At 72.0% G+C, this 10,856-nt stretch carries 7 protein-coding genes; all 7 read right to left on the bottom strand.

Going from position 1 to position 10,856, the window contains the following annotated elements; all coding sequences use genetic code 11:
* Positions 1-13 precede the first annotated feature (13 nt).
* On the bottom strand, positions 14-502 hold the full coding sequence (locus ACFQ2V_RS12465) for a carboxypeptidase regulatory-like domain-containing protein (protein ID WP_386053016.1): 489 nt from the start codon (positions 500-502) through the stop codon (positions 14-16).
* The gene (locus tag ACFQ2V_RS12460; protein WP_386053015.1) at positions 499-1,086 is read right to left on the bottom strand and encodes an RNA polymerase sigma factor; all 588 of its coding nucleotides are present in this window, start codon (positions 1,084-1,086) and stop codon (positions 499-501) included. The genes ACFQ2V_RS12465 and ACFQ2V_RS12460 overlap by 4 nt, the downstream gene beginning before the upstream one ends.
* A 240-nt stretch (positions 1,087-1,326) precedes the next feature.
* The gene (locus ACFQ2V_RS12455; protein WP_386053014.1) at positions 1,327-1,602 is read right to left on the bottom strand and encodes a WXG100 family type VII secretion target; all 276 of its coding nucleotides are present in this window, start codon (positions 1,600-1,602) and stop codon (positions 1,327-1,329) included.
* A gap of 68 nt (positions 1,603-1,670) precedes the next feature.
* A complete protein-coding gene (locus tag ACFQ2V_RS12450) occupies positions 1,671-1,946 on the bottom strand; it encodes a WXG100 family type VII secretion target (RefSeq protein WP_082080755.1) in 276 nt (91 codons plus the stop codon).
* Between the two features lie 283 nt (positions 1,947-2,229).
* Positions 2,230-6,630 (bottom strand): FtsK/SpoIIIE domain-containing protein, encoded by a 4,401-nt coding sequence (locus ACFQ2V_RS12445; protein ID WP_386053013.1) that lies wholly within the window; start codon positions 6,628-6,630, stop codon positions 2,230-2,232.
* Positions 6,627-9,344 carry a DUF3488 and transglutaminase-like domain-containing protein gene (locus tag ACFQ2V_RS12440; RefSeq protein WP_386053012.1) on the bottom strand — a complete coding sequence of 906 codons (2,718 nt, stop codon included), beginning with the start codon at positions 9,342-9,344 and terminating at the stop codon, positions 6,627-6,629. The genes ACFQ2V_RS12445 and ACFQ2V_RS12440 overlap by 4 nt, the downstream gene beginning before the upstream one ends.
* Positions 9,341-10,819 (bottom strand): DUF58 domain-containing protein, encoded by a 1,479-nt coding sequence (locus ACFQ2V_RS12435; protein ID WP_386053011.1) that lies wholly within the window; start codon positions 10,817-10,819, stop codon positions 9,341-9,343. The genes ACFQ2V_RS12440 and ACFQ2V_RS12435 overlap by 4 nt, the downstream gene beginning before the upstream one ends.
* Positions 10,820-10,856: the final 37 nt, after the last annotated feature.

Here is a 10,856-nt window from a genome sequence, read left to right as displayed (position 1 = left end):
CCGTCAGCGGGCGTCAGCGGGCGTCGAACCAGGGCGTCCTCATGGGCTGGTCACCCTCACGGTCGAGCACGAGGCGGGCGAGCCCGACCGGCACCCGCTCGAAGGCGAACCGGCCGTCGTCGAGCGTCTGGGTGGTGGTCGACGCCGACGTCTCGAGGGAGACCCGGCACTCACCGGCATACGGCTGGTCGGCGGCCATGACGACGCCGATCACGCGAACGAACTCGCCCCGGCGGGCCACCTCGACCTCGACCGAGGTCTCGCCGAGCTCGAACACCACGAGGTGCGACGCCGTGGCAGCGCCGTTGTCGCGCACGGCGGCTCCGGCATCGGCCACCAGCGACATGAGCAGGGCGTCGGCCCGGTGGAGCTCGAACGCGGCCCTGCCGAGCTCGAGCACCTCGTCGGGGACGGGATCGACGACGGCCGCGATGCGGCCGAGCCGCTCGAGCAGGTCGAGGTCGTCGGGGTGGAGGCCCACGTGGGTGTCATCGGAGCTCATGACGTCCGCCCCCCTCGGTCGAAGGTGTAGTCGCCGCTGCCGACGAGGTCTCGGAGCTTGTCGAGACAGCGCATCCGCGTAGGGCCGATCGAGCCGACCGACATGCCGAGCGCCTCCCCGATCGCCTTGTAGTTCGGGCGGTCGCTCGCCATGAGCGCACGCAGCAGGACCTGGCACCGCTCCGAGAGCCGGCCGAGGCAGGCCCAGAGGTGCGCGTCGCGCTCGTCGTCGAGCAGGCTCGCGTCGAGCGCACGCACCTGCTCGTCGACCACGCGCGTCGCGAGGTCGTCGTCGCGCACCAGGTGCTCGCGGCCCTTCTTGCGCAGGATCGCGAGGCACTCGTAGCGGGCCGTCGTCGCGAGCCAGCCCGCAAGGGCCTCGGGCTGCGCGATGTCGTCGAGGTGGTCGAGGAGCTTGAGCCACGAGTTCTGCACGACATCGGCGGCGTCCTCCTGGCCGAGCCGGTGGCCGCGGGCCACGGCCCAGAGCAGCGAGGCGAAGCGCTCGACGATGGCGCTCCACGCCGCGGCGTCGCCACGGGAGGCGCGGGCGAGCAGCTCGGTGAGCTCACCGGGTCCGCCCATGCCTCGCCCCCTCTCTGGGTGCTCAGTCTAGGTGTCACCCCCTGCAGACGGCAGGGACAACCCGTCTGATACATCGGGGAAGGACCGCCTGACTTTCCCGTGAAACGACAGGGCGGGCCGACGGCGTACGCCCCGCTCCGACGGACGGGCACGGGGACACGACGAAGGGTGGCCGCTCCCCCGCGGGAACGACCACCCTTCGTGCAGCGCTGCGGAGCCGGGCTCACGCAGCGGCCGGGCTCACTTCGACGAGGTCTGCTTCTGCGACTCGGCGTTGGTCTTGCACTTCTTGCCCATGGCGTCGAGCTTGTCGCCCGCGGCCGAGACGACCTGGCGCTGGCCGTGCCAGTCGCTCTGGAACTGCTCGGCGTCGGTGCCGCCCCAGTTGCTCTTGATGGTCGAGACGGCGCCGTTGACGGCCTCGACGATGCCGTCGAGCTCGCCCTTGTAGCCGGTGAGCTTGTCGCCGGACGCGGACACCGCGTCGGCGTTCATACCCTTCTTGTAAACAGCCATGTCAGTTCCCCTTCAGAAGTCTGCGTGTGGTCGGTCTGGTGTGGGACGAGCTCGTCGACGGGTGTCGATCAGTACTGCGACGAGGTCGAGCGCTGCTGCTGGACCTCGCGGTCGATCGTCGACTTCATCTCGGTGAGCAGCTTCTGGGCCTTCTGGAGCTCGGGACGGTGCGTGCCGGTCCACTCCTGCTCGAACTGCTTGGAGTCGTCACCCTGCCAGTTCTGCTTGAGCGACTCGACCTCCTGGTCGACCTTCGTGATGAGCTTCTGGATGGCCTCCGCCTGCTGCTGCAGGACGTTGCCCTGGGCGTTGACCTCATCGTCGTTCATTCCGAGCCAAGCCATGACCTTCTCCTTTGCCTGTGTTCCCCCGACTGATTCGGGAAGTTCCTCTTCCGGACCAACCGTTCAGGCCCGCGTCGTTCTCCTCCTCGACCCGGCCACCCGTTCGCGTGGTTGCTCCCGATGGGCGGCTTTCGTCGACATGCCTGAACCTATGTGAGCCCCCGTGGGGTGTCGATGGGGAGCACTCCCCATGACCTCCCCGGTCTCGGAGGCACCGCGGCCGTATGCCGTGTGGCACCGCCAGCTGCCCTGTGCCGCAGTGCTCTCGGTGTCGTCACGGTCCTCACGGCCTGGCCACCTGGAGCAGCTCGAACTTGCCCTTCTCGATGACGAACCCGCGGCCCGGGGGCAGCTCGGCGCGGTTGAGAGCGGGCAGGTTGGCCTTGAACACCGAGAGTCCCTCGTTGCCGTCGGGGTGCAGCGCGAGACCGGAGCGCGACGTCTTGAGCAGGGCCTGCAGGCCGAAGTTGCTGCTGAAGAACGCCGCCTCGCCCTCGGCGACGACGAGCTGGTCGTTGTCGACGCAGGCCTTGGCGAGGGTGGTCAGGGAGTTCTCGGCCCCCGAGGGTGCCAGGTCGTCGATGCGCTCGACGAAGACCGCGACCGGCCGCGTGATGCGGCCCTCGTCGATCTCCTGGGCGAGCCGCGTCGCGAGCGCCGAGGTCGGCCCGCTGCCGACGGCGGTCTCGGTCCAGATGCCGAGGTCGAGCAGCTCGGAGCTGCGGCGCGGGGTCATGAGGTAGAGCGCCGAGGCGGAGCTGAACCGGAAGAGTGCGGCCGCGGTGGCTGCCACGGCCGTCGTGCGACCCGAGCCGGAGGGGCCGGTGATGATGAACGTGCCCTTCGGGTCGAAGCCGTGCGGTTCGAGGGAGCTGGAGGCGACGCCGACGACTGGTCTGCCGCCGAGCTCCGCCGGCAGGTCACCGAGCGGGATCTCCTCGGCGAGGCTCTCGATGGGCGGGGCCTGACTGACTCCGGCCTTGCGGGTGGCATCGGCGAAGGCCTCGATCGCAGCGGCCTGGAGGGTGACGTCGGACGAGCCGCCGAGCACCGCGACCTGCACCTCGGAGCCCGACATGAGGCCGCGCCCGGGCGGCGAGGCCATGGTCAGGACGTCGCCCGGTACACCGAAGACGGAGTAGTCGTCGAGGTTGCTCATGCGCAGGATGACGCGGCCCTGGACGGCGGCGGCCAGGTTGGTCGGCAGGCCGGTGCGCTGGTCGCTGGCGATGATGAAGTGCACGCCGACCGGGCGACCGTCGGCCGCGAGCCCGGCGAGCAGGTCGAGCCACTGGAAGCGGCCGCCCACCTCGTAGGCCTGCCGGAACGCCGTCATGCCGTCGATGAGCACGATGATGCGTGGCTCGTCGGCGCGGCCCGAGAGACGGCGGTAGTCGGTGATCGTCGCGGCGCTCACGGCCGAGTAGCGGGAGGCCCGCTCGTCGATCGTGGTGCGCAGCATGCGCAGCAGACGCGTGACGCGCTCGTGGTCGCCGCCCGGCACGATCGAACCGACGTGCGGCAGCGTCTCGAGCATCGCGAGACCGCGGTTGCCGAAGTCGAGCCCGTAGACATGGCACGGCCCGCCGCGCACCGTGTAGCCCGCCGCGACCGCCATCGAGCGCAGGAACACCGACTTGCCGGAGCCGGAGGTTCCGTAGATCGCGATGTTGCCCTCCTTGTCGGGGCGAAACGCGACCTCGGGCTGGGCCTGGTTGTCGGGGTCGTCGGCGATGCCGAAGACGAGCTCGTCGTCACGGCGCTGCGTCGGCAGCGTTGCGAGGTCGTAGACGGGGCGCATGTCGGGCAGCCAGGGCTTGCGCGGCTTGGGCAGCTCGGCCAGCCGGGCGGCACGGCCCAGGCTTCCGACGAGGCGCTGGATGTCGGTCGGGCCGAGGTCGACGGCGTCGTCGCTGCCCTCGGCGCGCGGCGGCTCCCACTCGACGCCCGCGCCGAAGGTGAGCGTCTCGACCTTCATGTCCGGGGGCGGTGGCACGTCGGAGGTCCACCCGCCGGCATACCCCGTCTGGAAGGGGACGAGCCGGCCGGGGCCGGTCTTGGACACCGCGCGACCGGGCAGCGCCGGGTCGAAGAACGCGGCCTCCTTGCTGCCGAGCACGTCGTCGGAGTCGTTCTCGTCGGCCATGCGCAGCGCCATGCGCAGGTTGGTGTTGGCGCGGAGGTTGTCCTTGATGACACCCGCCGGGCGCTGCGTCGCGAGGATGAGGTGCAGACCGAGCGAGCGGCCGCGCTGCGCGACGTTGACGACGCCGTCGACGAACTCGGGCACCTCCTGGACGAGCGCGGCGAACTCGTCGACCACGATGATGAGCGACGGCGGGGCCTCGACCTCGCCGCGCCGCTCGAGCTCGACGAGGTCCTTGGCCTTGTGCCGCGCGAGGAGGTGCTCGCGGTAGTGGAGCTCGGCGGCGAGCGACGCCAGGGCACGGCGCACGAGGTGCGGCGAGAGATCGGTGACGAGGCCGACGGTGTGCGGCAGCTTGACGCAGTCGCGGAAGGCCGACCCGCCCTTGTAGTCGACGAGCAGGAACGTCACCCGCTGCGGCGAGTGGGCTGACGCCATGCCGAGGATCCACGCCTGCAGCAGCTCGGACTTGCCGGCACCCGTGGTGCCACCGACGAGCGCGTGCGGGCCGTCGGTGCGGATGTCGACGGAGAACGTGCCCTGGCTCGACTGGCCGACGATGGCGCGCAGGTTGCCGGGCTTGCGTGGCAGCACGGCCGGGGCGTACGGGCCGGTGAGGATCGAGCGCGACTCGCCCCACTTCTCGATGACCGCCTGCTCGGAGCTGGCGAGGTCGGTGCCGGCGAGGGTGAGCAGCGAGACGGCACGCGGCAGGTCACTCGCGTCGTCGACGGGCACTCCGGCGTCGACGACCGGCGCGAGCATGCGGGCGCAGGCCATCGCCTCGTCGTAGCCGATGCGGTCGACCGCGACCGGCTGCACCTGCTCACCGGTCTGGACGAAGCCGGCGAGCGAGCTCTCGTCGTCGCTGACGACGAGGAAGGTGTGGCAGGCGGCGGGGAGCAGCTGCTGCGTCTCGGCGACCCACACCACGAGGATGCCGTGCCGGTGACCCCGCTCCGCGATCGCGACGAGCCGGCTGCGGTCGATGGGGGCGTCGCCCTCGACGAGCACGAGGACGGTCGGGCGCGAGGCGGTGGCCGCCTCCTGCTCGCTCGGGGAGCCCTTGGACTCGACGATGTCCTCGAGCGCGTCGGCGAGCGCGGAGCAGGCCGGCGCGCTCGCGGCGAGGTGCCCGGTGCCGACGGGGCTGTGCGGCGAGGTGGTGTGGGGCAGCCACTTGAGGAAGTCCCAGTCGCGGGCCGAGCTGCCCGACGCGAACGCGCAGACCGCGAGCTCGGCCGGGGAGTGCAGGGCGGCCGTCTGGAGCACGACCGAGCGTGCGGCGCCCAGCGCGTTGGCCCGCTGGCCCGCGACGCCGATCGCGCCGACGGACAAGGGCGCCGCGACGACGGGCACGTCGTGCACGACCTCGAGGCCGCGCAGCTGCTCGGACACCTCGAACCAGGCCTCGGCCTTGGACCGCCCCACGGCCGGCATCTTGATCGACGAGCGCGAGGCGAGAGTGCCGAGGCCGAGCCGCAGCTCGGCGTAGCCGGGCACGTCACGGCGGCGGGTCCAGAGCAGGGCGCTGCGGTCGCGGACCGCGACGAGGCACTCGGCGCCGCTGGGGTGCTCGCCCCGGCGGACGTGGCCCTCGGCCTCGAGCGAGCCGCGGATGCGCTGCGAGAGCAGGCCGAGGTCCTCCTTGAAGTCCTCCATCGCCTGGGCGAAGTCCTTCTTCTGCTGGCGCCGTGCCTCGTAGTACGTGCCGGCCATCATCATCGGCATCATCAGCATGAAGATGATCGAGAAGGCGCTGCGGGTGATGAGGTACATCACGACACCCATGAGCAGCGGCACGACCATCGCCACGAGCGGCATCGGCTGGATCTTGCCGCGTTCGGGGAGGTCGGGGACCTGGAACTCCTGGCCCTTGAACAGGGGCGCGATGCGGGGTGAGCGCGAGAACGCCACCGTGCCGGCGTCGCCGGAGAGGACCCCGCTGCCGGGGCGGCTGACGACGCCCTCGCCCTGCACGTGCACCTCGAGCTCGGTGTCGCCGAGGCGCACGACGTCGCCGCTCTTGAGGTGGGCGCGGGTCACCTGCTGGCCGCCGGCGGTGATGCCGTTGGCCGAGCCGAGGTCGACGACCTCGACGACCTCCTGGATGACGAGCTTGGCGTGCTTGCGCGACACGGACTCGTCGCCGAGCTGGACCTCGCAGCCGCGCCCGCGGCCGACGTACGCCGTGCCGCGGGCGAGGGCGAACTCCTTGCCGGCGTCGGGGCCTGACCGGATGTAGGCGACGGCGGCGGGGCGACCGCGGTCGACGAACCCCTCGCCGGCGCGCGTCACCGACACGCGCATGCCTGACTGGAGCCCGCTCTCGGCGACCGTGGCCCGCGGGTCGAGCCCACGCAGGTCCTGGTCGACGAGCGCGAGCGTCATCGCGGCGTCGACCCCGAGGACGCTCGAACGGTTCGGGTCGGCGGCCGCCAGGTAGGCGGCCAGGTCTCCGACGGTCGTCGCCGAGTCGGTGGTCGCGACGAGGTCGGTCTCCCGGTCGCCCGACCGGAGGACGAACTTGAGCTTCACGCGTCACCCTTCTCGCCACGGCTGTTCGTGCGGGTGCCGGAGCTGCGCCGGCTCGCCCGCGTCTCGGTGGGCGCTGTCGTGCCGATGCCGACCTTCGTCGGCTTGCCGCGACGGCTCGGCTGCGGCTTGCCCTGGCGCCGCGACGAGCGGGCCAGCGACGGCCCGAGTCCCGCGCCGGTCGGCAGGTGGTCGCGGAACGTGCGCAGCGAGACGTCGCCGCGCAGCTTCTGCCAGAACCCCTGCCCGGCCCGGATGCGCTTGCGCGCCGTCTCGACGTCGGCCCAGAACGCCTCGACCTCGTCGGGCGTGGGCTCGGCGATGTCGAAGACGTGCCCGTTGGCCGCGGTCGCGAGCGGCACGAGGGCCAGCGTCGGCGCAGCCACGGGCACGGGCTGGGTCGACGGGGTGTTGCCCCCCAGCGGTTCGGTGCGGCCCGGATCGGTCGTCTCGGACACGGACGTCGGGACCCGGACGGGCGCGCCCATGAGGGCACCGTCGACGACGGCGCTCGGCTTCTCGGGCGGCGGGCCGAAGACGTGCTCCTCGAGGGCGCGGGCCTGCTCGAGACGGGTTCCCTTGACCGGCAGCGGCATCCGCAGGTCGCGAGCGGTGTCGACGACCTCACGCCAGCCACCGCTGACCCGGCGCGCGGTCGCCCCCGTCGTGCGACGACGGCGGCGGCGCAGCCACTTCGCGAAGCGGATCGCGGCGTAGACGAGGAGCAGCACCAGCGCCGGGACCACGAGGAAGAAGAACAGGTAGCGCAGCCAGTCGGGCCAGTTGTCGGGGTCGAGGGGGTTCTTGTCGTCCTTGGGCGGGTTCTTCAGCTGGGTCGCGTTCTGCGCCTGGTCGGGGCCCTGGAGCACGCTCGGCGGGTTGTTCGCCGCGGGAGGCGGCACCTGGGCGCCGGTCTTCTTCTCCTCGGACTTCTGGATCAGCTGCTGGGGCTTCTTGTTGTGCTCCGGGATGAACTGCTTCCAGTAGATCGGCTGCCACGACCCGTCGGTGCGGGCGACCTCGACCCACGCGTGGACGTCCTTGCCCTTGATCGCACCGGTGGCGTCGGGCTCGCCGCCCAGCACCACCCGCGCCGGTACGCCGAGCCGGTTGGCCGCGAGGGCCAGGCCGGCGGCGTACTGCTCGTCGTTGCCCGCGAGCTGGGTCGCCTTCATGAACTGGGTCATGCGGCGCAGGCTGTGGCCGGGCAGGAAGACGTTCTGGTAGTCGCCTGGCGCGCCACCGTCGGTGTAGGCGCCGTCCTGCATGGCCTTGGCGACCGCGACGACCTTGTCCCACTGGCTGTCGACGCGCTCGGTCCACGGCGTGATCTTGTCGTCGATGAAGGTGAGGTTCTGGCTGTCGACGACGGTGCCGTCGGCGACGTCGACGGTCTTGGGCAGGGCGTCGTCGACCCTCTGCGTCAGTGCGGTGACCGTGTAGGTGTCGCCGGCCGCGAGCTTCTCGGGCATCACACCGGTGTTGGTGTCGACGTTGAAGCGCAGGTCGTCGGCGAGCTCGTCTCCGCGGGAGCCACCGAACTCGAGGCCCGTCACCGTGCCGAACGTGGGCAGCCACACGTCGTCGTAGCCGCCGGCGGGCACCGACACGGTCGCGGTGACCTCGTCGCCCGCGGCGTCGCTGGCGATGTGGCTGCCGACCTTGCGGAAGCTCGTGCCGCCCGGGTCGTCGCCCGAGCCGAGGTTCGCCACGTTGCCCGCGCCCCAGACGAAGTCGTCGTAGGAGTCGAGCGCGGCGAAGCGCACCGGGACGCCCTTCGGCAGCCCCCGGACGGTGAGGAGCGTCTTGTCGTAGAGCTCGGCGCTGTTGGGCTCGGTGTACTTGCGGTAGCCGGCCAGGGGCGAGGCGTACTGGGACACGTCGAAGGGCGGCACGAGACCGGCGCGCAGGACGGTGCGGTCGGCGCCGCCGGCACCGGGTAGGTGCGGGCCGACGAAGAAGCCACCGACCGTGGCCACGGCCAGCAGGGCCGCCGTGGTGACCGCGCGGGTCGTGCGGCCGGCGCCGTTCTGCAGGGCGGGGCGGTTGCGGTTGCTGCGCAGGGCCGTCCAGCCGATGGCGACGAGCGCGAACAGGCCGCCCTGGAGCAGCAGCGCGGCGGGGCTCTTGGTGCCGAGGATGATCGAGGCGACGAGGAGCAGCACCGGCGCGACGAGCGCGGTGACGGCGCCGTTCCAGCGGCGCGCGACGCCGTACGTGAGCGCGGCGCCGACGAGCGTGAAGAGGAACGGCAGGGCCATGTAGGGGCCCTCCGAGTCGACCGGCGGCAGCGCCGTCAACAGCTCCTTCCAGCCCGGGACGGCCATGTGCACGAGCGTCGCGAACGTGGCGCCGGAGGGGATGAAGCCGGCGACGAGGTCCTCGCGCGTCGCGACCGGCCCACCGAGGAGCAGGTATGCCGCTGCCACGGCGAGCAGGGTCACGACACCGAGTGCCCGGTAGGCGGCCGTGACGTGGCTGAGCAGCAGCCCGACGAACAGGCCGGCGAGCCCGACCCAGAGCCAGCCGAGCCCGAAGAAGGTGGTGCGGAAGCCGACGAGGGCAAGGCCCACGAGGACGACGGTGAAGCCTGCGTCGACGAGGTGTGGCGCGGTGGGCCGCAGCCTGACCAGCTGCCCGGCCAGGCGCTCGCGCGCCGTCGGCGGCTTGACCAGCGCCGACGGCGGGGGGGCGGGGATCGACGGGTTCGAGCTCATCGGGCCACCCCTGAGACGAGAAGCGTGCGGAGCTCGTCGAGCGAGCTCAGCATGAGGATGACGAGCCCACCGCCGCGGCGGATGCCGTGCCGGGCCTGCGGGTCGACGACCACGACGACGCGGGTGACCTCGGGCGGGAACTGCCCGGCCGCGCGCTGCAGCTCGATGAACGGCCGGTGTGGACCGGTGACGAGGAAGCACGTGCTGGTGTCGGGCGCGAGGTCGGCGGCGTCGAGCGAGAGCGTGAACAGGTCGACCGGTCCGGGCTCGACCCGTGACATCGCGTCGAGGCCGACCTGGGGCACCGACTTGGTGACCTTCTGACGGCCGCAGACGATCGTGCAGTCCTGCTCGTCGAGCATGACCCGGACCATGATCGAGCTGCCGACCGAGATCGCGGTCTCGACGTCGGCCTGGATCGCCGTCGGCGCGTTGGCCGCCATGACGTCACGCTCGACGTCGCGGTCGGTGCGGCCCGTCCTGCCGTGGCCGGAGCGGTACTGCTCGGGGTCGGGGTCGACGATGATCGTCACGTGCGAGCGCCTCGTGTCGAGGAACTGGCGGACGAGCAGCTTGCCGGCCTTGGCCGAGCTGCGCCAGTGGATGTAGCGGCGGTCGTCACCCGGCTGGTACTCGCGCAGCGCGTGGAAGGCGAGGTCGCTCATCGAGACGTCCTCGGTGGTGCTTCCCTCGAGGTCGCGCAGCAGGCCCGCACCCAGCGACTCGAGCGCGACGGTGCGAGGGTGGACGAACAGCTCGGTGCGCTCGGTCCACGTCAGGGTGCGGCGCATGAGGCCGAGCGGGTCGCCCTGCACGGTCGTGGCCGGGCCCACCTGGATGACCCCTCGTCGGGAGGTCGGCACGACGAAGAGCTCCTCGTGCTGGTTGCCGGGCGTCAGGGCCGGCAGCACGAAGCGCGCCGCCGACAGGCCCACGGGCAGCTCGACGAGGATCGGCAGCATCGGCGTGCGGGCCTCGTTCGTGACGAGGATGCGACCCGTCGCCGGCTCACCGACGACGACCCGGCGCGGGTCGACCTCGGCGAGGATGCGCACCTTGGTGCGACCGAGGGCCAGCAGGAAGCAGATCGCGAACAGCAGCAGGGCGGCCCCGGCCACCATGAGCAGCTCGGTCCAGACCCAGTGGACGCCGACGACCCAGCACACGACGCCGAGGGCGAGGATGGTCCACCCCAGCGGCGAGACCCAGCGCAGCACCCGCGCGACCGGGCGCCACACGCCCTCGGTCTGCCCCGCCACCTGCTCGATCGAGCGGGTGATGGGCGCGGTGACCTGACGGATGCCGCGGCTCGTCGTGCCCGAGGTGCCGGAGGTGCCGTGCGCCCGACCGCCCGTGCGGCCGGGCACCGCCGACGCCGGCGCACCAGCGACGGCGGGTGCCGCCGCTGCGCGACGGGACGGCATACGGAAGCGACGGCCGCCGCGCGACGTCCCTTCCTGGTCCTGCTGGGTCATGCTCTCCCCTTGGTTCCCTGTGCTGTCGTGCTGCCGC

It is taken from the genome of Terrabacter terrigena (assembly GCF_042676085.1).
GTDB lineage: Bacteria > Actinomycetota > Actinomycetes > Actinomycetales > Dermatophilaceae > Terrabacter > Terrabacter terrigena.
This window is presented reverse-complemented; position numbering and strand designations above follow the sequence as displayed.